This window comes from Bilophila sp. T19-St14, assembly GCF_059728385.1.
The window spans coordinates 1,376,367-1,402,039 of sequence record NZ_BAAGFT010000001.1 but is presented as its reverse complement, the minus strand read 5'-3'; the positions used below and the strand labels follow the sequence as shown (position 1 = coordinate 1,402,039).

Below are 25,673 nucleotides of genomic sequence, written 5' to 3'. Positions count from 1 at the left end.
GAAGGGCTGCTGTGTTATCTCGACACGAATGCCCAGTTACCGCCTGCTTCATCAGACGGTTTCTTTTGGAGCCACTATAAGGATATGCTTGTGTATTTTTACAACATTTTGAAGGTAGAGAATTTTTATTTTGGCTGTGTTCAATTTTACGGTTGATGATTTTTTCAATGAAAATCAATAGATAAAAGTCCGTTCTACGTCTGGTGATGTGGGCCTCTCTCATTTTTTGTTCATTACATGAAATCCAGTTTTGAAGAATTGTTGCGAGACCTCCAAATAATTTCCAAAGAACTCTTCCTTTCCAGTTGGAATCTTGTATCAACCACAAACTTAAACACAGCCTTTATTTTTGGCTGTGCCATGGGAAATGGCTGATGTTTTTTCCTTGAAGTTCCAAAGGAATAACCCAAAAAATGTCTTGGCTATGGATTCCGCCAAGGGGAAAACCGGAGAAAAAGGCTGTATTCTCAATGCACTGTGAAGATGAAACAACCATATACTATGACAGGGTCTTATTTTTCCGTTGGCGGACGCCATAACTGAGGTATTTTGCGGGTTGATTATTTGAAATTTTAAGGCTGCGTTATAGAAAATGGTTGATGCTTTTTTCCTTGAAGATCCAAAGGGATAACCGGAAAAATGCCTTATCCGTAGATCTCGCCAAGGGGAAAACTGGAGAAAAAGGCTGTATTTTCACCGTGCGTTGGAGATGAAACGACCACAAACTATACAGAACCAATTTTAATAAAAATATCAAATTATTACTGTGGAGCAGCCTTTTGCGCCCCTGCCAGAGTGTGTGGTTGTTTTATCTCCACAGTATGATGAAACCACAGACGTTTTCTCCAGTTTTTTCGTCGATGGACTCTGCGTTTGGCTTTTTACTGGTTATTTATTTGGAATTTCAAGGAAAAAAGCATCAACCACTTCCTATGGCATACCCTTTTCGTTAGGCTTTACCAGAGTATATGGCTGTTTCATCCTCACAGTACGGTGAAAATACAGCCCTTTTCTCCGGTTTCCCCTTGGAGGAATCCAAGGTTAAGGCATGTTGTCGGTTACTCCTTTGGATCTTCAAGGAAAAAAGCATCAGCCATTTTCTGTGATGCAGCCTTTTCTTTGATGCACCTAGGTCGTATCGTTGTTTTACATATAACCATTTGAAATTTTTTGAAAACAATCTTTTTGTGGTTTAAGAATAGTTAAATGATTTTAATGGATTAGATCTAGTTGACGACGCGGCCTAGGGTATTTCAGGAACCACTATTTCTGTTTGGACAATGCCGCCGGTGTAGGGGAAGGAAGCCCGTTGCGGAGAACCGGGAAATGCGGCAAGGAAAAAGATATGATTTTCAGCGCGAGCCGTCGTACGGATATTCCCACCTATTACTCTGAGTGGCTTTGCAGTCGGCTGGAGGCGGGCAGCGTATGCGTGCGCCATGATGCGCGCCGTGTCACCCGGTATGTGTTCTCCCGCGAAGCCGTGGACTGCCTTGTTTTGTGGACGAAGAATCCCTTGCCTGTGCTGGGGCGGTTGGCGTCGCTGCGTGGCTGGCCCTGTGTATTCCAATATACGTTGACGGGGTATGGGCGGGATGTGGAACCGGGGCTTCCTGACAAGCTGGAATTGGTCGAAGCTATGAAGCGGCTGTCGGAAGCCTTTGGGAGCGAACGGGTGATCTGGCGGTATGATCCCGTCTTTTTCAGCGAGGCGTATCCTTTTTCGTGGCATATGCGTTGCTTTGAAGCACTGACGAAGCGGCTTGAAGGGGTTACGCGCATGTGTGTCGTCAGTTTTCTGGACATATACCCGAAGATCCGTCGCCGGTTATCGGCCCTTGGGCTTTGCGGGGACAGCGGGCAGGCTCGGAAGGCACTGCTTGCCGCGTTTGTTGCGATGGCGGAGCGCAGGGGGATACGGCTTTCCCTGTGCGCGGAGGATGTGGACGCCCCCGGTGTCGTCCATGCGGGCTGCGTCAGCCGTGAGCTTGTCGAGCGGGTAGCAGGATGCCGCCTTGATGTCCGTCCTTCGCAGCAGCGGGAAGGGTGCAGGTGCGTAGCCAGTGTGGATGTCGGCGCATACGGCACCTGCGGGAACGGATGCCTTTATTGCTACGCCAATCAGGATGGCGTCCCCGTGGGGCGGGGCTCGGCGCTGCATGATCCCGCTTCGCCGCTGCTTGTGGGGAGGCTTTCCCCTGACGATGAGGTGACGGATCAGCGTTGCGCCAGCCTGAAGAGCCGCCAGTTCTCCCTGTTGTGAGGGAAAGGAAGGCAACGGGAGGGGGCGTTTTTGTTTGTGTTGAGCCAATCCGCTTGCACTGCGGGCGGGGCCATGAGTTTTTGTCGGATACCGAAGGATTGTGGAATGGCTGGGGATAAGCGCACCATCGGTTAAGGCAGGATGAAGGCGTCCTCTGGGGGAAGGGGTTCAAAAAGGGAAGTAGGCCAAAGCGAACCATGCTATGCGGAAGCCATAAGGAGTTCATATGCTGTGTTTTCGGGAAACCGCCTTTGGACGGGTGGGCATAGAAGACAAAGAGGGGTTCATCACGCGCCTTTACCTGCCGGGGCGGAGTGATGCCGTTTCGGAAGGCCCTGAAACGCCGCTGCTGGGTGAGGCGTTTGCGCAGTTGGAGGCGTATTTTTCCGGTCGGCGCAAAGCGTTTGACCTGCCGCTGCGGTTTGAGGGGACGCCTTTTATGAAACGGGTTTGGCAGGCCCTGTGTACGGTTCCCTATGCCCATACGGCAAGCTATAAGGATATTGCCGAAGCCATCGGCAACCCGAAGGCTTGCCGTGCCGTGGGCATGGCGAACAACCGCAATCCCATTGCGATCATCGTCCCTTGCCACCGGATCATCGGCAGCACAGGCGCGCTTGTCGGCTACGGCGGCGGGCTGGGCATGAAGGAGCGTTTGCTTGCGCTGGAACACAGGTATGGCCCCGCTGACTGATCCGGCGTTCGCCCGGTTGCGTTCCGTGGATCCGGTGCTGGCCGAAGCCGTTGGTGATGCCGTTTTCGAGTTGGAAACGGATCTGTTTACGGCGCTGGCAAAGGGGATTGTGGAAAAGGGGGCATCCGACGCGTTCCCGTTCGCATGGGCATCGTTGGCCGCACGGCTTGGGGAGGTCAGCCCTGAACGCGTGCTTGAGGCGGGCCCGGCGTTGGAGGCCTTCGGGAAGAAGACGGCGAAGGCGTTGCTCGGTGCGGCGAAGGCGGTTCTCTCAGGAAAGATCGGCATGGAGCGCCTTGCCGCCCTACCCGACGACGAGGCGGTAGGCGTTTTGTGTTCGCTTCGGTGCGTGGATGTACGCCTTGCCGTGCGTATATTGATCGGAGTGCTGCGGCGTCCCGATGTCCTGCGGTTCGACGATGAGGCCGTACGGAGTGGCCTGATGCGGGTGCATGGGCCGCGAAGCTGCACGCGGGAAGGTTTTGAGGCGTTTCGGGCCCGCCACGCGCCGTTCGGCTCGGCGGCGACGCTGTGCCTTTGGGAATGTGGGGAGCGGCTGCGTCCCGTATTCCCATGCGGTGGGGAGGCGCTCGATGCGCTGAAACGCCGGGACAAACGGCTTGGGCGGGTGATCGGACGGCTTGGGGCAATACGGCGCGGGGTGGAGCCGGATTTGTTTACGGCTCTTGTCGACAGCGTGATTGCACAGCAGATTTCGGGAAGGGCCGCGCAGACGATTTCCGATCGGCTGCACGGCTTGGTGGGGAACTTTACGCCGCAATCCCTTACTGAGGCTGATCCCTCACAGATCCAGCAGTGTGGCCTCAGCCAGCGTAAGGTGGGGTATATTCAGGGTATCGCCCGCGAGGCCGCTTCCGGTGCTTTGGATCTGGAGGCCCTGCGCCATGCCCCCGATGAGGAATTGATCAGGAAGCTTTCGGCCCTCAACGGCATTGGCGTATGGACGGCGGAAATGCTTATGATTTTTTCGCTGTGCCGCCCGGACGTGCTCAGTTGGGGCGATCTGGGCATCCGGCGGGGCATGGCGTTGCTCTATGGGGATCGGGAGTTGACGCGGGAGCGGTTTGAACGCCGCCGAAAGCGCTATTCCCCGTATGGGTCGGTCGCTTCGCTGTATCTTTGGTCGCTTGCGGGCATGGAGGAGGCTTTGGCGGTAAGGCTCCCCAGAGCCTGATGCGCTCCGTTTTACGGAAAACGGGCACGGGATTGGCACGGGGAACGTATCTGGAGTTGATCCGCTTTTTCTTTGGCTGTGCCATAGAAATGGTCGGTGCTTTTTTCCTTGGAGTTTCAAAGGATTAACCAGAAAAATGCCTTGGGGCGTGTTCACGCTATGCCGAGTTTTGTCAATGGCTGAAGCGGGTTGGAAGGAACATTCAGCATCGCTCGAAAGCTGATATAACTATTTGTAAAAATATGTTTATTCTTTGTTTGTGTGAACAGGCCCTAGGCTGTGTCGTTGCGTTTTATATAACTATTTAAAATTATTTAAGATAATCTTTTTGTAACTTAAAAAAGTAGCTAAATAATTTCAATAGATCATATTAATTGGCGATACGGCCTGGTCGTGGATTCCGCCAAGGGGAAACCCGGATAAAAAAGCCGTATCTTCACCGCGCTGTGGAGATGAAACAACTATTATGCAGGGCCTTTTCTTTTCGAGCCCTTTGGGGTGAACGCGAGGCCCCGCTATGCCGTATGAGTTTGCCCGCGGTGCGGGGGGATTGGCGATAATACGCCCAAACCTGCATCAGGGATTCGGTTTTGTCCGCGGTGCGGGGTGATTGGGGGCAGGTATGGGAGGGGAGGGGCCAAGCATCTGTCTTGGGCGCCTCCCCTTGTCACTTATTGGGATGAGCGGATCATGTTTCCGATGAGTTCATGCATGGCCTTGTTTCCGGCGAGGATTGACCAGCGCAGATCAAAGGGCGAGCCGTCCAGATTGGAAACAGTGCCCCCTGCCTCGGTGATGAGCAGCGCGCCTGCGGCCATGTCCCACGGTTTGAGTTCGTCTTCATAAAAAGCGTCGAACCGCCCGCAGGCCGTCCATGCGAGATCCAACGCCGCGGCCCCGCAGCGCCGCACACCTTGGCAAGAAGACAGCACGGGGCGTATCCGCTTCAGGATTTCATCCACGCGGCGGGCTATTTCATAAGGAAAGCCAGTAGCTACAAGGGCATTTTCACAGGCCGCCACGGATGAGACGCTGATGCGCTCCCCGTTGCGCCATGCCCCTTTCCCTTTTTCCGCAATATAGCATTCACGGAGCAGCGGCGCGTTGATGATGCCGAGCACGGTTTCCCCGTTCAGGCGGTAGGCCACGGAGGTGACGGTCAGGGGCAGGCCGTGGGCAAAGTTGGTTGTGCCGTCCACGGGATCGATGATCCAGCAGGTATCCGGCAGCCTCAGATCTTCCGCGCTTTCTTCAGCGAGGAACCCGGCGCCGGGCGTCAGGGCCGCAAGGCGTTCTTTCAGGAATGCCTCCACAGCAATGTCGGTTTCGGTTACGAGATCGATGCGCCCCTTATGGCGGATAGTGTGGGGATGGGCATGGTTGGCGCTGATGATGGCGCCGCTTTCCTCGACGATGGCAAGGGCTTGTAAGGCCAATGATGAAAGCTGTTCTGTCATGGTGGTGAACGATCCGAAAAAAGTTGAAGGGACAGGGGAAAGGTACGCTGGAACCGGCCCGAACGGAAGGGCTGGAGAGGGCCGGAGGCTCTCAGGCGGTTTTCCTCAAAACAGGCGGTAGGGGAGGGAGGCTGCGCCGAAGGTGGAAGTTTTTTCACCTTAACCGGGCTATTAATCCAAAGCGCTCAGGAAACATGCACCTTTTCGATGAGTTCTAAAAATTCATTTTGAATTTCATCTAGTTGAAATTACGTCTTTCATTGCAAAAGTGAATGCCGTCCGCTTAGGGGACGGGGCTTTACCCTAAGGCATGTTCATACCATGCTTAATTTTCCCCATGATTAAAGCGTGTTAAAAACGGCATCGCTCAAAAATGAGGACAACTGTTTGTAAAAATATGTTTAGTCTCTGTCTGTGTGAACGGCCCCTAGGCTAGGCCATTATTTTAAAGGCTCTGTTATAGTTTGTGGTTGTTTCATCTCCACAGTACCTTGAAAATACAGCCTTTTTCTCCTGTTTTCCCCTTGGCGGGATCCACGGCTAAGGCATTTTTCCGTTTATCCATTTGGAATTTCAAGAAAAAAACATCAACCATTTTCTATAACACAGCCATTTTAAAGCTGTATCATAGAGACCGGTTGATGCCTTATTTCTTGAAATTCCAAAGAAATAACCAATAAAATCCCTAATCATGGAACCCATCCCATACTGTCGGGTGGTGCTGTCCGCCTAGATAAAATCCCCAGTCATGGAGCCCATCAGCGGAAAAATTTGAGAAAAAATATATTTTCAGTATGTTGATGGGACAAAACAACCATACGCTATGACAGAACCTGTTTAAATATAATTATTTGAAATTACTGAAAATAATTTTTGTAGCTTGAAAAAATAATCAAATAATTTCAAGATATTATATCTTGTTGATGGCACGGCCTAGTCGGAAGGATGCGGCTAGGGGCGTTTTTGTTTTGAAATATCGCAGAGTCACGTGATGCGCCTCTCCCGAAAACAGAATTTTCCACGCAGCCCTTGAAATATCGCAAAACATACGATGCGCGACACGGCAGCTAGCCTTGCACCCACGCCTAGGCTGTTGTCCGATGCGCAGCGCGGCAAACCCACATCAGCGGCGTAATGGCTCCAAGGAAAAACGGGGCCGGGGCTTGCAGGAAAACGGCAGGGGAACGAATCCATTCCACTCATCCCGTTGTTGCTCCTGCACGCTTCGCCGCGAACAGGGTGGTGAAATATCTGGAAGAGAGGCCGCTTGCCCTGTTTGGGGAGGGCTCGTTCCCTTTGGCTGGAGGCCCCTCCCCGGAACTACGGCCTTTCAAAGCTCATTTGCCCCCGCTGGGCAGGCAGCGCTTGCAGGGGGTGTATCCGCTGCTGCGGGCCTCTTCAATGGATTTGAAACGTACCGTGCAGGCCTTGCAGTTGAAGTAACGGCAGCCGGATGCGTGGAATATCCGGGTCTTGGCGTTGCCGCTGTAGGCGGATGCGGCGGTTTGGGCGGGGGCAGGCGCTTCCTTGGCGGGGGATTGGGCCGGAGCGGCAAAGGCCGGAACGGTGAGCAGGAGCGCGGCGGCCAGGGATGGAATGATGGCGGATAAGCAGGATCGCATAAGGGCCTCCCGATGTTTGACGATGGCGTGTGCCTTCTTTTGTCAGAAAAATAAGAGACAGGGAAGAAGGTTTGTGCTTAGTTTTTCCGGGGAATGGCGCGCGGCTGCAAAAGCGGTGGAAACTTGCCGGAAAACGGGGGGCAAAAAACATGCTATTCCACGGATATTGTTATGAAAAAACGTATGTTGACAAGTATGGAAAATTTTTCTAGCCTCGCCTGATGAACATGCCTAGTATCAAAATACGCGCTGGCCTGTGGCTTTTGTTGTTGACGGGCCTTATTCTCGTAGGGTGTGCTCCCAAACAGCGGGCGGTTGACGGTTCGTTTGCCTTTGGGGACGGCTACGGGGATCTGATTGGGCCCGCTCGTTCGGCTATGACCCCGGAAGAGCGGTTTGCCTACGATTACCGTTCTGCGGCGGTGGCGCGTATGCAGGATGAGGGGGTTCCCTTCTCGAACGTGCACCTTGTCGAGCGCGCCAAGACGGCTATTGGTACGCCGTATGTTCGCGGCGGAACCAGCATGTCGGGGTTCGACTGTTCAGGTTTCGTGCAATGGGCCTATAAAAACGTCGGGGTTTCGCTCCCGCGTACCGCGCGGGAACAGTCCGTGCTGGGTACGCCTATTGATTCCGATGAAATGGAAGCCGGAGATATTGTGGCTTTCAGGCATCCCCGGCGTGGGTATCATACGGGGATATACATCGGGGACGGCAAATTCATCCACAGCCCCCGGCGCGGCAAGAGCGTGGAAATCACCTCGCTCAGCAATCCTTATTTCAGTTCGACGTTTCTCGGCGCCCGCCGCGTGAGCCTTTCGGAATCCGATGCCGAAGCCGCGCGGAAACTGATGGCGCTGTATGAATCCCGCTCTTCCCGGCTCCACCGGACGGCTTCCGACGCGGCACTTTCACAGAATAAGTCCAAGCAGGCTGTCTTCAAATCCCAGAAAAAAAGCAAGCAGACGCTTTCGTCCAGCCGGGCCAGCTCGAAGCACAAGGCTGTTTCCAGCAAAAAGCGGACGACGGTGGCCTCAAAGAAAGCGGCGGCTAAGACGTCTGTGGCAAGCAGCAAGAAATACTCCGCGAAAAAGCAGGTTGCTCAGAAGCGTTCTTCGCAGAAAAAGAAAGCTTCCGTAGCGCAGAAGAAATCCACAGCGCAGAAGAAGTCTGCTTCCAAGGCAAAGGCAAAATAGCGTTTTGCCGCTGCGGAAGCGATATGTTGGAAAAGCCCCGATTCGTTCGGGGCTTTTTTATTGTGGGCATGAGGGGCTTCCGTTGCGGGAACCTGTTGAAGAACGGGAAAAAACACGATAGAGCAAAATAAAACAGAGATGCGTTGGAGGCTGGAGCGGTTCCCGTAAGGAGCCTGAAGGCCCTGCGTGTTGGCGATGCGGAAAGGGTACTGGGGCCGCGCCGAAGCGCGTTGCCGGCATGGTATTCATTTTGAGGAGGGCATATATGAAACGCTTTTTGAAAATGCTGGGGGCATTCGTCCTTTGTACGGGGCTGTTGGCCAGCCCTGCGCAGGCTGAAAAATTTGTGGTGGGATTTCAACCGTATGATACGATTTCCTATCAGGCCATCATCAATGCCGAACTGGGGCTTTGGAAGAAATATACGCCGGAAGGGACGGAAATCGAGTTCCACCCCGCCGTGCAGGGGACGGTCGTCGCCAACAATATGCTGGCTGACAGGGCGCAGATCGGCTACATGAGCATTATGCCCGCCGCCGTGCTGTGCGTGCGCGCCAAAGGCAAGGTCAAGATGGTGTCCACGACGGATATGTCCGAGGGTACCCGCTGCTCGCTTATCTTAGTGCGCAAGGATGCACCGGACTTTAAGGACAATGAGGCGCTGGCCCGCTGGCTTGACGGGAAGGTCATCGCCGCCCCCAAGGGAAGTGCCTCTGATCAGTATATGCGCCGTTTTTTTGAGAAGTATAACGTGAAGCCCGCCGAATACCTGAACCAGACCATTGAAGTCATTTCCACGAATTTCCGTGCGGGAAAGCTTGATGCGGCGTCGCTTTGGGAGCCTACGCTCTCCGGGCTGGCTTCCGAGGTGGGCGAAGGCGCAGGGAAGATTGTCGCCGATGGCTCAGCCTGCGACAACGAGGATCTCGGCATCGTGGTCATGCGTTCTGATTTTATGGAGAAACACCCCAAGGTTGCCGAGGGTTATCTTCGTTCGGATCTGGAAGCCCAGTTGTTCATGCTGAACCCCGACAACTGGGAGAAGGTCACCAACATGGTTTCCCAGTACGCTATGGGCGTTCCCAAGCGGGTGCTGTGGTATTCCGTGTTCGGCAAGGTTCCGGCCAATTCTTCCAATCCTGTCCGCGCGTGGATGAACTTCTACTTCGGGGAGCGTGAGAAGGCGAACATTGATGAAGTGGTGGCGTTCCTTCATCAGGAAGGGATCATCAACGTCGATAAGCTCCCCGAAGGGAGTGTGGACGACAGCCTGACCCGAAAAGTCTTCAAGGCCTCAGGCCATAAGCCCGCCGCTCCGGGCGCGGCCCTTGGCGTCATTGAGGGGAAGAGCGCGGCGGATTGCCCTTTCAAGGATTAGCTGCCTGCTAAGCCCCAAAGCAATGAAGGCCCATCGGCATTTTTCTGTGCCGATGGGCCTTTTTCTGTCTTTATAGGTTGTTATGGGGCGGTAATGCTTTTATGGCGCTCCGCTTGTTCCTTTTGTTTCAATAAAGGGGGAATTTTTCCCCTTAAAAATGGGGAAAATCGTGGGGCGCAAAGCCCATTCCGGCCCTGGCGGATGTCATGTTGTCCATATTTTCTTGAAATAAAAATGAAAATGCTTTGAGAGGGCGGTGGGGCGGAAAGGGGGAGGGCTGGAAGGTGGTGAAAGGGAGCCGTTTCAAGGCGGTTATGGCGGGGGAAAAAGCATAATTTCACAACTTTTTTAAAATATTTTTTTGATCTGATAATATATTGATATTATAATTTATTTTTGCTTATATACTACCAAGTGGTATGAAATCAATGTGTGTTTTGGGGAGTACGTATAGGAAGTATTTTAATGTTTTCAATGGGTTCTGGATCGTTCATGCAATATGCCAAAATCACTTGTAAACTGTGGAATGTAGACATTTGGGGTATGCCCAAAAAGTTGATTGCGTACTCAATTTTGGTACATTTTTTGATGAACGAGGGGGGGCTTCCCTTTTTTTCGCGGGTTGGTGTATACCGAACTCATACCCGTTGGTGGGAATACTTTTTTTCACGTAAGGAGACGTGTGATGAAAAAAGTACTGTACACTGTAGCTGCCCTCTTGGCTTCCTCGTGCATGGTTCTCGGCATGACCAATAATGCGCGAGCTGAAAAACCGCTTACCTTGCGCCTTGGCCACCCCATGGCTCCGGGCAACAACGTGACCGTCGGTTATGAGAAGTTTAAGGAGCTCGTCGAAAAGAAGAGCAACCGGAAAATCCGCATTCAGCTCTTCCCCAACTGCCAGCTCGGCAGCGACCGTGTGACCACGGAAGCGGCACAGGCCGGGACGCTGGATCTGTCCTCCAGCTCCACGCCGAACCTTGCGAGCTTCTCGAAAGCCTACATGGCTATCGACCTTCCCTATGTGACCTCCCCCGCCAATCAGGAAAAGCTTTATAAGGCCCTCGATGAGGGTGAACTCGGCAAGGCCCTTGATAAGGTTGCCGAGAGCATCGGCCTGAAGACCATCATGTTCAGCGAATTCGGCTACCGCAACTTCACGTCTTCCAAGAAGCCCCTCAAGGAAGTCAAGGATCTCATGAACCTGAAGGTGCGTACGACCGACTCCCCCGTTGAAGTGGCCGTCGCCACCGAACTGGGCATGAACCCCGCTCCCGTGGCGTGGGGTGAAACCTACACCGCCATCCAGCAGGGCACCGTTGACGCCGAAGGCAACACCTTCTCGCTGCTGAATGACGCCAAGCACACCGAAGTGCTCAAGTACGCCATGAACTCCGAGCACAACTACTCCATGCACATCCTGCTGATGAACAAGAAGAAGTGGGACAGCCTGACCCCCGAACAGAAGCAGATCATCACTGAAGCGGCGAAGGAAGCCACCGCGTGGCAGCGCGTCGAATCCGTGAAGCTCGAACAGAAGGCTTGGGATGCGTTTAAGGCCAAGGGCATCGAAATCACGATGCTGACGCCCGAACAGCGCAAGGAACTGTATGACAAGACCGCTCCCGTGCGTGAACAGTTCGCCAAGGAAATCCCGGCCGAGCTGCTCCAGCTGATCGCCGATACCCAGAAGTAAGTCCTTTGATGCTCGGCCTGCGGCATGTTTTTGCCGCAGGCCGGCTCTTTTCCTCTTACACCACAGGAATCTCGCATGGAAAAGACCAACGCTTCCAAGCAGGGCGTACTGCACTGGCTCGATGAAAACTTTGAAAAGATGTTCCTCGTCACCGGCCTGCTGTCCATTACCCTGTTCATCACATGGCAGGTTATCTACCGCTACATCATCACGCAGTTCATCGAGCGCGCCGGTGCCGCCGTATGGACTGAAGAAATTTCCCGTTACATCTTTATTTGGATTTCCTATCTCGCCCTGAGCATTGCCATTAAAAAGCGTTCGTCCATCAGGGTGGACATGCTCTACGATCATCTGCCTCCGCGTTTGCAGCAGATCAGTTGGGTCGTGGTCGAGGTGCTGTTCCTCATCCTGACGGCCACCATCGCCTACTACGGCTGGGGCCAGATCGAACGCCTTCAGGAATATCCCCAGCATACCACGGCCCTGCGCATCCCCTTCCTGATTCCTTATCTGATTCTGCCTTTCGGCTTCGGCCTCATGTGCTTCCGCCTGCTCCAGTCCCTCTATAAGCAGGCCAAGGTTTGCGGGCTGGTGGATACGCTGATCGGCCTCGTAGCGGTTTTCGTCATCGCCTCGCCGGTCATTTTCTGTGAGTACATCGAACCGCTGCCCGCGCTGTTCGGTTATTTCATCGTGATGTGCGCCATCGGCGTGCCCGTGGCCATCAGCCTCGGCCTGTCCACGCTGGCGACCATCATCTGCGCGGATACCCTTCCTATCGAATACATGGCTCAGGTGGCCTTTACGTCCATCGACAGCTTCCCCATTATGGCCATCCCGTTCTTCATCGCGGCTGGCGTGTTCATGGGTGCGGGCGGGCTTTCCCACCGCCTCTTGTCCCTTGCTGACGAAATCGTCGGCGGCACTTACGGCGGCATCGGCCTGACCGCCATTGTGACGTGTATGTTCTTCGGCGCGATCTCCGGTTCCGGCCCCGCTACCGTGGCGGCCATCGGCGCGCTCACCATCCCCGCGATGGTGGAACGTGGTTATGACAAGTATTTCTCCGCCGCACTCGTTGCGGCCGCCGGCTGCGTGGGCGTCATGATCCCTCCGAGCAACCCCTTTGTGGTGTACGGCATCTCCGCGCAGGTCTCCATCGGCGACCTGTTCATGAGCGGCATCGTGCCGGGCGTCTTGGTGGGTGCCGTGCTGATGGGCTACTGCTATTGGTATTCCCGCAAGCAGGGCTGGAAGGGGCAGGAGAAAGTCCGCAACTCCCAGACGCTCATGCGCGCGGCATGGGAAGCCAAGTGGGCGCTCATGGTTCCGGTCATCGTGCTCGGCGGCATCTACGGCGGCATCATGACCCCGACCGAGGCTGCGGCCATCGCCGCTTTCTACGGCCTGATTGTTGGCCTGTTCCTGTATAAGGAAATGGATTTCAAGTGCCTTATCGACTCCTGCATTGAGTCTTGCGAGACGTCCGCCGTCATCATCGTGCTGATGGCTATGGCGACCTTGTTCGGGAATATCATGACCATTGAGGACGTGCCCGGAACCGTGGCCCGCGCCATCCTGAGCTTCTCCGAGAACAAGTTCGTCATCCTGATGCTCATCAACATACTCCTGCTCATCGTCGGCACGTTCATGGAGGCGCTGGCGGCCATCGTCATCCTTGTGCCTATCCTCCTGCCCATCGTGACGGGCGTGGGCGTGTCGCCGCTGCATTTCGGCGTCATCATCGTGGTCAACCTTGCCATCGGCTTCATCACGCCGCCCGTGGGCGTGAACCTCTTCGTGGCCAGCGGTGTTGCCAAGGCGAAGCTCGAAAACATTGCGGCTCAGGCTCTGCCCATGATCGCCCTGATGATTCTCGTCCTGCTTGTTTGTACCTATATCCCTGAAGTTCCGCTGATTCTGGTGGGCGGCTCCCACTAGGCGTTTCTTTGGCGGTTTGACCTGTGGAAAAAGGGAGTCCCTTGGGGCTCCCTTTTTTTGCGTGTGGCGGGAAGAGGGGAAGGGCGGGGGAGGGAAGAGGGAAACTTTCTGAGGAAAGTTTCCCTCTTCCCTCCCCCGAACCCCCTCCCATCTCCTTTCAAAGACTTTTGACTGGTGGGGAGGCAGCGCGGCGGGAGTTCGGTTCAGCGGAAGGGGAAAAGTGGGGGGCGCCCGGAAGGGAAGGCGGGACGGTTCAGCTTTGGGAGGTTCCGCCGCCAGCGGTGCCGTTTGGGGTGGAATATTCCTTTTGTAGGAAACGTTCCCTGCCCGCGTGGGGTTATTCCGGAAAGCTGCGCAAACAGGGCGAGGATGTCAGAATTTTCCCTGCCCGTGTGGGATTATTTAGGCTGTGCTATAGAAACTGGTTGATGCTTTTTTCCTTGAAGTTCCAAAGGGATAACCGGAAAAATGCCCTAGCCGTAGCTCCCGCCAACGAAAAATTGGATAAAAAGACTGTACTTTCACCATACTCTGGAGATGAAACAGCCACATATAACAGAGCCATTATTTATCACCAACTGGCATCTTGTTTTTTCCGCCGGAATTTTCCCCGTTCGTGTGGGGGGATTCACGACGTTCCGTAAGTTCGGCAGTTCGCGGAGAACTTTCCCTGCCTGCGTGCGTTCATTCAGCCGCGACTACGTTGATGTGTAGGTCGAGCTGAAATTTTCCTGTCCACATGGGATTATTTATCGCGTACCACATTGTCGTGACGCTTCCCAAGAATTTTTCCTGCCCGTGTGGGCTTTATTGCCGAGCGTGCGGAGCTCAACCAGACCGTATGGCTTTCCCTGCGCGTGTGGGCTTTGTTCATGAGTGCTTCACCAAGATTTAGGTCGTGTCGTTATTTTTGTATGTAACTAATTGAAATTTTTTTGAAAAAGTCTTTTTATGGCTTGAAAATAGTTAAATAATTTCAAAATATTATATTTAATTGAAGACACGACCTAGCAGATTGAAATTTTTGGCTCTGTCATAGTACATGGTTGTTTTGTTTCAGCAATATATTGAAAATATATGCTTTTCCTTCAATCTTTCTGCTGGTGGGCTCTGTGATTGGGGGATTTTATTGGTTATTTCTTTGGAATTTCAAGAAAATAAAGCATCAACCGTTTTCTATGACACAGCCAAATTTTTTGTCAGCGTGGGCGTTGTCTTCCTCCGTTTCCGAGCGTCCCGCTCGATGAGAACCTTACTCGCCCGCGTGGGTTTTGTTTTGTATCCACTCAAAAGATGGGATTGCTCGAAAGAATGTTCCTCGCCTGTGTGGGCATTGTCGTGTCCCGCTAGGGAATGTTCCTTTTGCAGGGAGCTTTCTTAAAAGGCTCTGTCATAGCGTGTGCTTGTTTCATCTCCACAGCACGGTGAAAAGACAGCCTTTTTCTCCAGTTTTCCCCTTGGCTGAATCCATAGCTGAGGCGTTTTTCTGGTTATCCCTTTGGAACTTCAAAGAAAAAAGCATCAGCCATTTGCTATGACATAGCCTCTTAAAAAAGGCTGTATTATAGGAAACGGCTGATGCTTCTTTGAAGTTTTAGAAGAGTAACCAAGAGAATGCCTCAGCCATAGAGCCCGCCAACGAAAAACTGGAGAAAGAGACTGTACTTTTGCCATACTCTGGAGATGAAACAGCCATATGTTGTAACAGGGCCTTTCAAGAAAGAAGGTATCAGCCGTTTCTATGATACAGCCTAAATTTTTTGTTGTGGGGTACACCGGAGGAAAGGCTGGAGGAAAGGACTGTGCCGTATCTTCACGAAGACTGTGAAGATGAAGCAATCGCATTCTGCGGCAGGGTCAGCACGTTGGGGAAAGGTGGGGATTGTACTGGCGGGGGGGAAAGGGAGGGAAAGCGTGGGAACTTTCTTTAATTGGGAAGGTTTTCCTCCCTTCCCCATATTCCCGCTCAGGTGGAATCAATCGAGGCTATTTTCCGGGGCATTCACCGTTGTAATAAAAAGCCGCAGTTCAATTGTTTGAAATTCAAAATGAATTTTTTGAAAATCGTCGAAAAGGTGAAGGTCTTTAGTTTCCGGCCTTGGCGTTGGGGAAGAAGAGCTGTTTGCCTTCAAGCTGGAAATTGGCGATGGCCTTCTGGGTTTTGGGGCTGATCCACCAGTTGATGAACTTCTTGGCGGCCTTCTGCTTGACCTTGGGGCACTTGGCGGGGTTGACCATCATGACGCTGTACTGGTTCAGGAGGGCCTTGTCGCCTTCGACGAGGATTTTCAGGGGGGCATTTCCCTGAGCGGCGGCATTGTACTTGATGTAGGTGCCGCGGTCGGTCACGGTGTAGCCGTCTTTTTCGGCGGCGATGCGGATGGTGGCCATCATGCCTTGGCCTGCGTCAATATACCATGTGGCGTCCTTGCCGGGCACTTCCATGCCGGCGACTTTCCAGAGCTGCTTTTCGGTGTTGTGCGTGCCGGAGTTGTCGCCGCGGCTCACAAAGGGGATCTTTTTTTCGGCGAAGGTCTTCAGGGCGGCGGGGATGTCCTTGCCCTTGACGCCTGCCGGGTCGGCGGCGGGCCCGATCAGCACGAAATCGTTGTACATCACCTGATGGCGGTCTACGCCGAAGCCGTCGGCCACGAATTTTTCTTCAAGGGCGGGGGCGTGCACAAGCAGCACGTCGACGTCGCAGTCCTTGCCGTGGGCGAGGGCTTTGCCCGTGCCTACGGAAATCCATTTCAGGTCGATGCCCGTGTCCTTTTTGAAGATGGGCTGGAGGTATTCCAGAAGGCCGGTATCCTGCGTGCTGGTGGTGGTCGCCATCATCAAGGTTTCGGCGTTGGCCATCTGGGGCAGCAGCAGAAGGGAAAGGACGAGGAAGGCTCTGAGCAGACGCATTGAAAAACGCTCCTTGCAAAAGGTTGTGCCGTACGGCAGTCACGAATTTGAACGTAATCGTTTCGAGTATGCTCCGCCTTGCCCCTAAAATCAAGGCGGGTGTGCAATGGGACTGCCAAGTCCGGGAAAAAGGATGGAAGTCGGCAACCGGTTGTCCGGCTTGACAGAATCCATATCAATTGAGTAGGAAAGTCGCCATACCTTTATCGCTGCGAAGGAGTGTTTTCCGTGCCTATCAAGATTCCTGAAGATTTGCCTGCCCGCCCGATACTGGAAGGCGAAAATATTTTTGTCATGACGGAAGGCCGCGCCAACCGTCAGGATATCCGGCCTCTGGAGATCGCCATCGTCAACCTGATGCCGACCAAGATCGCCACGGAAACGCAGTTGCTGCGCCTGCTCGGCAATACGCCCCTGCAGGTGAACGTGACGCTTCTGCGGGCTGAGGGGCACGAATCCAAAAATACCGCACCGCAGCATCTTGAGCGTTTTTATAAGACGTTTTCGCAGGTGCGCGACAGTTCATTCGACGGCATGATCATCACCGGTGCGCCGGTGGAACAGCTCGCCTTTGAGGAAGTGGACTACTGGGACGAGCTCGTCGGCATCATGGACTATGCGAAAAAGCATGTGCACGCTACATTATATATATGCTGGGGCGCGCAGGCGGGGCTGTACCATCATTACGGCATCCCGAAGTATGGGCTTCCGCGCAAGCTTTCCGGCATTTTCAGCCATACCATCAATGATCCTACGAATCAGTTGTTCCGGGGGTTCGACGATGTGTTCCATGCGCCGCACTCCCGGCATACCGAAGTCCGAAGTGAGGACATCGCCAAGATCCCCTCGCTGGAGATTTTGGCCGAGTCGGATGAGGCCGGGGTGCTTGTGGCCGGTACGCTCGACGGGCGGAGCATGTTCATCACCGGGCATCTTGAATACGACCGGGATACGCTGGATGCCGAGTATCGGCGGGATGTGGCCAAGGGCTTGGAAATCGCGCCTCCGGCACATTATTACCCCGAAGACGATGCGACGCGCCCCCCGCTGGTCAGTTGGCGGGCCCATGCCCATTTGTTCTATTCCAACTGGCTGAACTACTGCGTGTATCAGGCGACGCCATACCGCCTTGACGATATTCCCGCAGACAGGGTTTAAGTGCCGCCGGAAAAACGGGGATGGTCAGGCTGCGCTGCGCGGATAGGCTTGGCGCGTCGGCGTATCCCGTGTGCCGGGTCGGTAGGAAGCGCCGCACGGAGGGTTGCCGGGCCTGGGCGGTTCGGGATGGGGAAACGGCTTTCAGCCGGGACGCATCCGGGGCGTTTGGAACGGCTGCAGAGAGCTTTTTTAAGGGGGATGCCGCCCGGTATGTGCGGGGGAAGCCTCCATAAGAGAGTATGGGGAGTACCATTGCCGGATGCCGTCCGGCATGTGCGGGGAAGCCCGCGGCGGGACGCCTCAGGGGATTTTCCCGAAACGACGGTTCCGGCTTGATGCCGGGTATGGAGGACGATAATGCCTGTCCGTTTTGAAACGCTCGCCGTCCACGGCGGGCAGTATCCCGATCCCACGACGCTGTCGAGGGGAGTCCCGGTCTACCGGACCAGCAGCTACCTCTTCAAGAATGCGGAGCACGCCGCCAGGCTCTTTGGCCTTGCCGAACAGGGCAATGTTTACGGGCGGCTTGGCAACCCCACGCAGGCCGTGCTGGAAGAACGCATGAGCCTGTTGGAGGGTGGCGCCGGGGCGTTGGCTTCGGCGTCGGGCACGTCCGCCATTTTTTCGGCGATCGTCAATCTGGCGAAGCAGGGGGACGAAATCGTCTCGGCAAACAACCTGTACGGCGGGACGTTCACCCTGTTCAACGACATCCTGCCCCAGTTCGGGATCACCGCTCGGTTTGTGAAGCCGCAGGATTTTGACAAGATGGAAGCCGCCGTCAACGGGCGGACGCGCGCTTTATACGTGGAGGCCATCGGCAACCCCGCGCTGGACGTCGTGGATCTGGATGCGGTGTCCGCCATCGCCAAACGGCATGGGCTGCCCTTGATTGTAGACGCGACCTTCGCCACGCCGTACCTGTTTCGCCCCCTTGAGCATGGCGCCGATATTGTAGTGCATTCATTGACGAAATGGCTTGGTGGGCACGGTACGGCTCTCGGCGGCATCGTCGTGGACGGCGGCACCTTCAACTGGAGGGACAGCCGTTTCTCTCTGTACGCCGAGCCGGATGCCAGCTACCATTGCCTGCGATGGGGGTATGATCTGCCGGAGGGGTATCCGCCGTTCATCACGCGGATGCGGCTGGTTCCCCTGCGGAACCTCGGTGCCTGCATTTCGCCTGACAATGCGTGGATGATCTTGCAGGGGCTGGAGACCCTGCCGCTGCGCATGGAGCGGCACTGCGCCAATGCGCTTGAGGTCGCCTGCCATCTCAAGCGGCACCCGAAAGTGGCGTGGGTTCGCTATCCGGGGCTGCCCGACGATCCCGCCCATGCGGTGGCTTGCCGTATGCTGCGCAATGGGTTCGGGGGCATGGTCGTTTTCGGGATCCGGGGCGGGCAGGCTGCTGGCCAGCGGTTCATCGAAAAACTCGGCCTTTTTTCGCATCTTGCCAACGTGGGCGATGCCAAGAGCCTTGCGCTCCATCCCGCAAGCACAAGCCACGCGCAGCTCAGCGAGGAACAGCAGCGTGACGCGGGGCTGCCGCCGGAACTGATCAGGTTGTCCATCGGTATCGAACACATCGACGACATTCTTGAGGATCTCGATCAGGCTCTCAGGGAGATCTGAGCCGGGCCGGAGGGTGTGGTCTTTGAGGGGGAAAGCATGCGTTATTCGACTCGCACCCGATACGGGCTCCGCTTTTTGATCAATTTGGCGGCACGGCCTGCGGGTTCCTGTGTGCAGTTGGCGGAAATCGCCCGCGAGGAAGGCGTTTCCGTCAAGTATCTCGAACAGATCGTCCGCGTCTTGCGGCCTGCGGGCATTTTGCGTTCCGCCCGCGGGGCCAAGGGAGGCTATGCGCTTGCGAAATCCCCGGACGCCATTTGTATGGACGAAGTGTTTGAGCATCTGGAAGGGCACATCTCCCCGGTGGAGTGCCTGCACGGGGCAAAAAGCTGTGAACGGGAAGGCGCCTGCCCCACGCGGTGGTTTTGGAGGGATCTGGATGAGCACATGCGGGTATTCCTCAAGGGCATGACGCTTGCCCGTTTTGTCGAGCGGGAACGGGTCATGAAAGCGGGAAAAGGCGTTTTTCCTGTGGACATGGATGGCCCGGCGTGCTTTCATGCGCGGCATCGGACGCTGCCGGAGGGCGGCGGGAAGGCATGACGGAGCGGAAAATGAAAGACGGATTCTGGATGCTGCTGTGCTCGGCCTGTCTCTTGTTGTCGGCGCAGTCGGTGCAGGCGAGGGGGCTGACGGCGCTGGATATTTTTGCCCAGTTGCCGATCACCCTGTTTGAAAACACGCCGGAGGGCCTTTCCGAAGAGGAAAAGCTCCGGCTGATCGAACAGGGGGAGAGCGAATTTTGGGAGGTGGAGCGGTTCGACGCCGATCGCCTCGTGCTGGTATCGCGGCCTTTTGGCGAAACGCGGGTGGGGCTGCGTGTCTTCCGGGGAGGGGATAGGCTGCTTGCTGCATTGGGGACGGACGGGGGCGCCATGTGTGCCCTTGAGCTCTGGCAGGAAGACGCCACCGGTGGGTTCGTGCCGGCCAACCCTCCGGACGATCCGCAGCTTTCCGATTTTTTGGATCCGGGGCAGCGGCTCGCGGCGGATGTGTCTCCGGCGTTCATGTTCTGCCTTGAAGATGACGGGCTGGACGCGCGCCCGCTCTTCTGGGGGCCTGCGGGCCTCGTCGATGTGCCTGTGGGCAAGTCCGTGCGTTATGTCTGGAAGTCGGGGGCGTTTGAAAAAACGGTGTCCGACAGGCCCGAATAGCTTGCGCTGTGCGGATTTCCGTACTTGCCAAGCTTGAATAGACGCTATAGTATATGGATTTCGTGGCCCTAGCCGTAATTATGGGCCTTTTCGCTTGTCTTTAACCCCTTTTTGCCTCAGGAGGCCTCATGTTTGCTTCTGTTGCTCATGCGATGGGTACGGCCGGTGCCGGTCAGGCTGGCGGCGCTGACGCCCTCATGCAGTTTGTTCCTCTTATCGCCATGCTCGCCATCTTCTATTTCCTGCTCATCCGTCCCCAGCAGAAACGCGCCAAGCAGCATAAAGCCATGCTGGAAGCCCTGAAGAAGGGTGATCAGGTTCTGACCACCGGCGGCCTCGTGGGCCGTATCGTGGACATCGACGGCGACATCCTTTCCCTTGATCTCGGCAGCACCACGGTCAGCGTCGGCCGCGCCTATGTCGTGAGCGTGATGGATCTCCGTTCCAAGGCCGTGAAGGAAGAGAAATAGGTTCTTTTGCTTTGCCGGCAGGCATGCGCTCCGTCGATCCCGGCGGGCGTATGTCTGCCTTTCTTCATTTTATGCGCGGAGCGTTCCGCGCCGTATGGCCCCATCGGGGAAAACAGGGGCCGTACGCATAACGACAGTGCAGATCCGGCCGGGGGGCGGGCGGATGGGCCGAATCTGATGCTCTCAGGGGAACACCATGAAATCGTTGAGTTGGCGGATAGTCGTCTCGTTGCTGGTTCTGTTGGCCAGCATCGCCTATGTGTTGCCGAGCCTGCCGGGTGTCGGCGGATCGTCTTTGGGCAATCTGCTGCCGGACGCGCGGATAAGCCTCGGGCTTGACTTGAAGGGCGGGATGCACCTGACCCTTGGCGTGGAAGTGGACAAGGCCGTAAGCAATTCCCTTTCGCTGACCGGGCAGGAGCTGCGCGCTCAGGCTTCCGAAAAGGGGATTACCGTCCTGCGCTCGCGTCTGACCCCGGACGGCCGTCTTGAATTTTTGCTGCCCAGGGCCGAGCAGCGGAACGAGCTTGAAGAGCTGCTCTCCAAGGATTTTTCGCAGCTTGCCGTTGATTCGCCCACGCAGGTGGAAGGTGGGGGGCTGCGTTTTACGGCGGCCTTTACGCCTGCCGCCAAAGCGAAGATCGAGGAAATGGCCCTTGATCAGGCTGTCCGCACCATCCGCAACCGTATCGACCAGTTCGGCGTCGCCGAGCCGGATATCCGCAAGCAGGCCGATTTCCGCATCCAGATCCAGTTGCCCGGCCTGACCGATTCCAAGCGCGCCATCCAGCTTGTGGGCCAAACCGCCCAATTGACGTTCCACCTTGTGCGCGACGACGTGAACCCGCAGGGGATCCTGCCTCCCGGTGTGGCCCTGTTCCCCATGGTGACCGTCCGTCCTGACGGCTCCACTTCCGAAAGCATGATCGCGCTGGACAAGGAACCCCTCATGACCGGCGAGGACGTGGCTGATGCCCGTCCCACCTTCGACAACCGCGACAACAAGCCGAGCGTCGGCCTTTCCTTCAACTCGCGCGGCGCGGCCATGTTTGAGCGCATTACCGGGGAGCACATCCATAAGCGTATGGCCATCGTGCTCGACGGCAAGGTGCACAGCGCCCCCACCATCCAGAGCCGCATCGGCGGCGGCAAGGCGAGCATCACCGGCAGCTTCACGCCCAACGAGGCGCAGGATCTCGCCATCGTGCTGCGCGCGGGCTCGCTTCCCGCGCCCGTGACCGTGCTTGAAGAGCGTACGGTTGGCCCCTCCCTTGGGAAGGAATCCATCGAGAGCGGCATTTTGGCCGCTGTGGTGGGCGGCATCGCCGTCATGGTTGTGATGCCGTTGTACTACGGGATGGCCGGGTTGCTGGCCGACGTCATGCTGGTCTTTACCATCACCATGCTCATGGCTGGGCTGGCCGCGTTCGGCGCGACCCTGACCCTGCCGGGCATTGCGGGCATCGTGCTGACCATCGGCATGGCCGTGGACGCCAACGTGCTCATTTTTGAACGTATCCGCGAAGAGATACGGCAAGGCCTGAAACCGCTTGAGGCCGTGGCCGTAGGTTTTGATCGCGCCACCGTTTCCATTGTGGACTCTAACCTGACTACCATCATTGCCGCCGCTTTTCTCTATCAGTTCGGCACCGGCCCCGTGCGGGGGTTCGCCGTAACCCTGAGCCTCGGTATCGTGGCTTCGATGTTTACGGCTATTTTTGTTTCGCGCACGGCGTTCGGGCTGTGGCTTGGTGGAAACGACGGGAAGAAGCTCAGCATCTAGGGCGGATTTTTTGAAAAGTTCCATTTTTCAAAGGGGCATGCTGCCGGAGGGCGTCGTTTTCGGCAGAAGCCGCGCCGCGTTGCGGCGGGTGGCCCCGTTTACCCGCCGCCTCGCCTCCGGCGGGGGCGCTTCCCTCGGATGTATCCACAGTTTTTAAGAGATACAGGAGTTCTGGTATGAGTTTGCAGATATTCAGTGAGCAGACGAAAATAGATTTTATAGGTCTGCGGTATTACGCCTACGCCCTGTCCGCGGTGCTCCTTATCGCGGGGCTGGTGGCGTTCTTTATGCATGGCGGCCTGCGGTACGGCGTGGACTTTGCCGGCGGCGCCGCCGTCCAGCTCCAGTTTGAGAAGCCGATAGCTGATGAAACCATTAAGAAATCGTTGGTCGGCCTGAACCTGCCCGGCCTCTCCATTCAGCAGTACGGCGAGGATGGGCGCGACTATCTGATCCGTTTCTCGACTCCGAACCTGACGGGGGAGGAGATACGCAAAAACATCCTTTCCGCGCTTGACGAGACTTCCGGGGGCAATCCCGTAAGCATTCAGCGTCTGGAGATGGTCGGCCCCAAAGTCGGCGCGGATCTGCGGAACGCGGCCCTTGAAGCCATGTATTTTGCGCTTCTGCTGATTACCGTGTATATTTCCGGGCGGTTTGAACAGCGCTGGACGATCGCGGTGATTATGGCCGCGGCCCTCGGAACGGCCATGTACATCATGGGCCTGCTCGGCATGAACATGGTCTACCGGGTTATTGGGGCTCTGGCGCTGACGCTGATCATTTCTTGGAAACTCAAGTTGAATTATGCCGTTGGCGCCATCATCGCCCTGCTGTACGACGTTTTCGTCACGCTGGGGCTGCTGGCCGTCCTTGGCAAGGAAATCGACTTGAACATCATCGCGGCGCTCCTGACTTTGGTAGGCTATTCGCTCAACGATAAAATCATCGTGTATGACCGTATCCGCGAAAACCTCCAGAAGCAGCCGGAAGACAACCCCGCCCCGTTGGCCGATATCATCAACCTGAGCGTGAACCAGACCCTTGGCCGCACGATTATGACCTCGGCGACGACCTTGATCGCCGCCCTGAGCCTGACGATCCTCGGCGGGGGGGCTATCCACGACTTCGCGCTGACCATGAGCCTCGGCGTGTTCATCGGCACCTTCTCTTCCGTGTTCGTTTCCAACCCGATCCTGCTCATGCTCGGCGATACCCGCCAGTATATGGTGGCCCGCAAAAAGGTGGAATACGAGCGCCCCGGCGAACACGGGGTCGTGTGAGTTTTGGGAGGAACGGAGGGGGAAGTGCTTCCTTTTCCGGGTTCTGGCCAACAATGCTTTGGCTTTACTGAAAATCCTGTTTCCTGCTTTCCCGGATGAAAAAAGAGAGGGCGCTTCTGCGTCCTCTCTTTTTTTTGCCGCAGTTCCCCTTTCCGCAGAGGGAATCTGTGTTTTTAGGGAAGTCGGCGGGGAGACAATAGGCTCGAAAGTTTTTGGAAAGGATGGGCTCCGTTTGAGCAGGTTCGGGGAGGGAAAGTGTGGGGCATTTTCCCTTTCCCCCAAAATGCTTTCCCTCCCCAATGGTTCTATGCGTTTGCTTCTATACGTTTTAAAGGCACATGCCGTTAGTTGCCTTCAGGCATGACGATAAGGGCGGACGGGTCGGTGTGGATAAGGATGCGGTCGAGCTTGGGGGCGCAGGTGCGGAGGCGGCGCTCCATATCCGTGGCAATCTCGTGGGCGGCGGCAAGGGACAATTCGCCGTCGATGATGCAGTGGAAGCTGACCAGCGGCGTCCCGCCCATGTGCGTCAGGCGCAGGTCATGCACATTGGACACCATGGGAAATTCCGGGAGGATGCTGTCCACGGCGGCGCGCACATAATGGAGATCCGCGTCGAAGGGCAGGGTTTTTTCTTGGGCGCAGAGGCGATCCTCCGGCTCGATGTGCGTCTCGATGCGGGTTGTGTTGAGGCGCTTGCCGAGGGCTTTCTCAAACATCACGACGTATTCGTGGGCTTCGCGCAGCGTCATATCCGGCGACGCCTCCACGTGCAGAAAGACGAGGAGCCCTCCGCTCTGTTCGGAAAGGATCAGGTTGTGGACGGAAAGCTTATACGCGGCGGCAACCGTGCGGACGAGCTGAAATACGCTTTCCGTTTCTTCCTGCGCGGGTTCGACGTGTACGGTAATATCGGCGGAAGGCACGATCTCGTGCGCGATGTCCTCAATCACGCAGGATACGTCATGCGCGGCGTCGAGGCGCAGGGTGGCGGGGGCCTCGACCGTGATGTCCATAAACACGTCGGCGCCGCTTTCGCGCACGCGCAGGCGGCGTACCCGGCAGAGCGGGAGCTGCTTGGCGAGGGCCTGCTCCAATGCCTCGGAATGTTCCTTGCCTCCTCCGTCGAGCAGCATGGTCACGGCCCGTCGGGAGAGCCGGAAGCCCACAACGACGACGATGCCCGAAACGAACAAGGCGGCGATGGCGTCCGCCATATGCAAAATGCCCCGGAAGGGGCTGTCCGCCGGAAGGTATTCGCTGGCTTGGACGCAAAGCAGCCCGATGAGCACGACGCCGGATGACCAGATGTCCGTGGTGAAATGCAGCGCGTCGGCTTCTAGGGCTTGGCTCTTGTGCTTTTGGGCGACGCGGCGGAGCATGGCTGCCCGGTTGACGTCCACGAGCAGGGAAACGAGGATGATGCCCACGCCCCACCATGACGGGGTGATTTCGGGGGCGTCGAAGAAGAGCCGGTTGACGGCCTCGTGTACGATCCAGCCGCAGGTGACGAGCAGCAGGACCGTTTCCGCCAGCGCGGAAAGGTTTTCGATTTTGCCGTAGCCGTAGGGATGGGTTTCGTCCGCGGGGCGGGCCGCGACGCGGACGGCGAAGAAGGTGATGCCCGCGGCTACAAGGTCGAGGCTGCTGTGCAGGGCCTCGGAAAGGATGCCGAGGCTGTTGGTGGCAAGCCCGGCTCCGAGCTTGATGAGCGTCAGGAACAGTGCCCAAAACAGGGATGAGAGGGCCGCGTGTTGTTTTTCGGAATGCGCTTCGTGGTGCGCGGTTGCGGTAGTCATGAAAACACTCCGGGGAAATGGCCGCTCTTGCGGCCGTTC

At 56.1% G+C, this 25,673-nt stretch carries 18 protein-coding genes; 14 read left to right on the top strand and 4 right to left on the bottom strand.

What is annotated here, in order from left to right; all coding sequences use genetic code 11:
- Positions 1-1,345 precede the first annotated feature (1,345 nt).
- The 3 genes from AC6I1V_RS06145 to AC6I1V_RS06135 all read left to right on the top strand — a co-directional run bounded on the left by AC6I1V_RS06145 (position 1,346) and on the right by AC6I1V_RS06135 (position 4,152).
- Entirely contained in the window at positions 1,346-2,263 is a 918-nt protein-coding gene (locus tag AC6I1V_RS06145; RefSeq protein WP_486854927.1) for a DUF1848 domain-containing protein, read from the top strand.
- 226 nt (positions 2,264-2,489) lie between these two features.
- Positions 2,490-2,957 carry a methylated-DNA--[protein]-cysteine S-methyltransferase gene (locus AC6I1V_RS06140; protein WP_486854928.1) on the top strand — a complete coding sequence of 156 codons (468 nt, stop codon included), beginning with the start codon at positions 2,490-2,492 and terminating at the stop codon, positions 2,955-2,957.
- Complete coding sequence (locus tag AC6I1V_RS06135; RefSeq protein ID WP_486854929.1) at positions 2,941-4,152, top strand: DNA glycosylase family protein; 1,212 nt, start codon at positions 2,941-2,943, stop codon at positions 4,150-4,152. Before AC6I1V_RS06140 ends, AC6I1V_RS06135 begins: the two co-directional genes overlap by 17 nt.
- Before the next feature lie 671 nt (positions 4,153-4,823).
- Here the strand turns inward: AC6I1V_RS06135 and AC6I1V_RS06130 are convergent.
- Both AC6I1V_RS06130 and AC6I1V_RS06125 read right to left on the bottom strand, forming a co-directional pair.
- Positions 4,824-5,609, bottom strand: a complete 786-nt coding sequence (locus tag AC6I1V_RS06130; RefSeq protein WP_486854930.1) for an inositol monophosphatase family protein — start codon at positions 5,607-5,609, stop codon at positions 4,824-4,826.
- A 1,337-nt stretch (positions 5,610-6,946) separates the two neighbouring features.
- Positions 6,947-7,231, bottom strand: coding sequence for an Ada metal-binding domain-containing protein (locus AC6I1V_RS06125; RefSeq protein ID WP_302553944.1), 285 nt, complete (start codon positions 7,229-7,231; stop codon positions 6,947-6,949).
- A gap of 227 nt (positions 7,232-7,458) precedes the next feature.
- Here AC6I1V_RS06125 and AC6I1V_RS06120 point away from each other — a divergent pair, with 227 nt between their 5' ends.
- The 4 genes from AC6I1V_RS06120 (at position 7,459) to AC6I1V_RS06105 (ending at position 13,442) form a co-directional block, all read left to right on the top strand.
- Positions 7,459-8,427: a C40 family peptidase gene (locus tag AC6I1V_RS06120; protein ID WP_486854837.1), complete on the top strand. Its 969-nt coding sequence runs from the start codon at positions 7,459-7,461 to the stop codon at positions 8,425-8,427.
- Between the two features lie 265 nt (positions 8,428-8,692).
- Positions 8,693-9,805: an ABC transporter substrate-binding protein gene (locus tag AC6I1V_RS06115; RefSeq protein ID WP_486854838.1), complete on the top strand. Its 1,113-nt coding sequence runs from the start codon at positions 8,693-8,695 to the stop codon at positions 9,803-9,805.
- Between the two features lie 685 nt (positions 9,806-10,490).
- Positions 10,491-11,501 carry a TRAP transporter substrate-binding protein gene (locus AC6I1V_RS06110; RefSeq protein ID WP_302553949.1) on the top strand — a complete coding sequence of 337 codons (1,011 nt, stop codon included), beginning with the start codon at positions 10,491-10,493 and terminating at the stop codon, positions 11,499-11,501.
- 75 nt (positions 11,502-11,576) lie between these two features.
- On the top strand, positions 11,577-13,442 hold the full coding sequence (locus AC6I1V_RS06105) for a TRAP transporter large permease (protein ID WP_308770919.1): 1,866 nt from the start codon (positions 11,577-11,579) through the stop codon (positions 13,440-13,442).
- Between the two features lie 2,085 nt (positions 13,443-15,527).
- Here AC6I1V_RS06105 and AC6I1V_RS06100 read toward each other — a convergent pair.
- Entirely contained in the window at positions 15,528-16,352 is an 825-nt protein-coding gene (locus tag AC6I1V_RS06100) for an ABC transporter substrate-binding protein (protein WP_486853817.1), read from the bottom strand.
- A gap of 228 nt (positions 16,353-16,580) precedes the next feature.
- On the opposite strand from AC6I1V_RS06100, the gene metA reads away from it, so the two are divergent.
- The 7 genes from metA to secF all read left to right on the top strand — a co-directional run bounded on the left by metA (position 16,581) and on the right by secF (position 23,835).
- Positions 16,581-17,510, top strand: coding sequence for a homoserine O-acetyltransferase MetA (metA, locus tag AC6I1V_RS06095; RefSeq protein WP_302554134.1), 930 nt, complete (start codon positions 16,581-16,583; stop codon positions 17,508-17,510).
- Between the two features lie 357 nt (positions 17,511-17,867).
- Positions 17,868-19,145: an O-acetylhomoserine aminocarboxypropyltransferase/cysteine synthase family protein gene (locus AC6I1V_RS06090; protein ID WP_486853818.1), complete on the top strand. Its 1,278-nt coding sequence runs from the start codon at positions 17,868-17,870 to the stop codon at positions 19,143-19,145.
- 36 nt (positions 19,146-19,181) lie between these two features.
- Positions 19,182-19,688: an RrF2 family transcriptional regulator gene (locus AC6I1V_RS06085; RefSeq protein WP_479859011.1), complete on the top strand. Its 507-nt coding sequence runs from the start codon at positions 19,182-19,184 to the stop codon at positions 19,686-19,688.
- Positions 19,689-19,699: 11 nt separating this feature from the next.
- Positions 19,700-20,299: a hypothetical protein gene (locus tag AC6I1V_RS06080; protein ID WP_486853819.1), complete on the top strand. Its 600-nt coding sequence runs from the start codon at positions 19,700-19,702 to the stop codon at positions 20,297-20,299.
- Positions 20,300-20,427: 128 nt separating this feature from the next.
- Positions 20,428-20,769, top strand: coding sequence for a preprotein translocase subunit YajC (gene yajC / locus AC6I1V_RS06075; protein WP_302554130.1), 342 nt, complete (start codon positions 20,428-20,430; stop codon positions 20,767-20,769).
- A gap of 196 nt (positions 20,770-20,965) precedes the next feature.
- Positions 20,966-22,552, top strand: a complete 1,587-nt coding sequence (secD, locus tag AC6I1V_RS06070) for a protein translocase subunit SecD (protein ID WP_302554129.1) — start codon at positions 20,966-20,968, stop codon at positions 22,550-22,552.
- 176 nt (positions 22,553-22,728) lie between these two features.
- Positions 22,729-23,835 carry a protein translocase subunit SecF gene (gene secF / locus AC6I1V_RS06065; RefSeq protein ID WP_302554128.1) on the top strand — a complete coding sequence of 369 codons (1,107 nt, stop codon included), beginning with the start codon at positions 22,729-22,731 and terminating at the stop codon, positions 23,833-23,835.
- 344 nt (positions 23,836-24,179) lie between these two features.
- Here secF and AC6I1V_RS06060 read toward each other — a convergent pair whose 3' ends face one another.
- Positions 24,180-25,634, bottom strand: a complete 1,455-nt coding sequence (locus AC6I1V_RS06060; RefSeq protein WP_302554127.1) for a cation diffusion facilitator family transporter — start codon at positions 25,632-25,634, stop codon at positions 24,180-24,182.
- Between the last annotated feature and the right edge of the window lie 39 nt (positions 25,635-25,673).

Coding starts and splice junctions, on each gene's coding strand:
- AC6I1V_RS06145 (WP_486854927.1), top strand. CDS start 1,346: ATGATTTTCAGCGCGAGCCGTCGTACGGATATTCCCACCTATTACTCT.
- AC6I1V_RS06140 (WP_486854928.1), top strand. CDS start 2,490: ATGCTGTGTTTTCGGGAAACCGCCTTTGGACGGGTGGGCATAGAAGAC.
- AC6I1V_RS06135 (WP_486854929.1), top strand. CDS start 2,941: ATGGCCCCGCTGACTGATCCGGCGTTCGCCCGGTTGCGTTCCGTGGAT.
- AC6I1V_RS06130 (WP_486854930.1), bottom strand. CDS start 5,609: ATGACAGAACAGCTTTCATCATTGGCCTTACAAGCCCTTGCCATCGTC.
- AC6I1V_RS06125 (WP_302553944.1), bottom strand. CDS start 7,231: ATGCGATCCTGCTTATCCGCCATCATTCCATCCCTGGCCGCCGCGCTC.
- AC6I1V_RS06120 (WP_486854837.1), top strand. CDS start 7,459: ATGCCTAGTATCAAAATACGCGCTGGCCTGTGGCTTTTGTTGTTGACG.
- AC6I1V_RS06115 (WP_486854838.1), top strand. CDS start 8,693: ATGAAACGCTTTTTGAAAATGCTGGGGGCATTCGTCCTTTGTACGGGG.
- AC6I1V_RS06110 (WP_302553949.1), top strand. CDS start 10,491: ATGAAAAAAGTACTGTACACTGTAGCTGCCCTCTTGGCTTCCTCGTGC.
- AC6I1V_RS06105 (WP_308770919.1), top strand. CDS start 11,577: ATGGAAAAGACCAACGCTTCCAAGCAGGGCGTACTGCACTGGCTCGAT.
- AC6I1V_RS06100 (WP_486853817.1), bottom strand. CDS start 16,352: ATGCGTCTGCTCAGAGCCTTCCTCGTCCTTTCCCTTCTGCTGCTGCCC.
- AC6I1V_RS06090 (WP_486853818.1), top strand. CDS start 17,868: ATGCCTGTCCGTTTTGAAACGCTCGCCGTCCACGGCGGGCAGTATCCC.
- AC6I1V_RS06085 (WP_479859011.1), top strand. CDS start 19,182: ATGCGTTATTCGACTCGCACCCGATACGGGCTCCGCTTTTTGATCAAT.
- AC6I1V_RS06080 (WP_486853819.1), top strand. CDS start 19,700: ATGAAAGACGGATTCTGGATGCTGCTGTGCTCGGCCTGTCTCTTGTTG.
- yajC (WP_302554130.1), top strand. CDS start 20,428: ATGTTTGCTTCTGTTGCTCATGCGATGGGTACGGCCGGTGCCGGTCAG.
- secD (WP_302554129.1), top strand. CDS start 20,966: ATGAAATCGTTGAGTTGGCGGATAGTCGTCTCGTTGCTGGTTCTGTTG.
- secF (WP_302554128.1), top strand. CDS start 22,729: ATGAGTTTGCAGATATTCAGTGAGCAGACGAAAATAGATTTTATAGGT.
- AC6I1V_RS06060 (WP_302554127.1), bottom strand. CDS start 25,634: ATGACTACCGCAACCGCGCACCACGAAGCGCATTCCGAAAAACAACAC.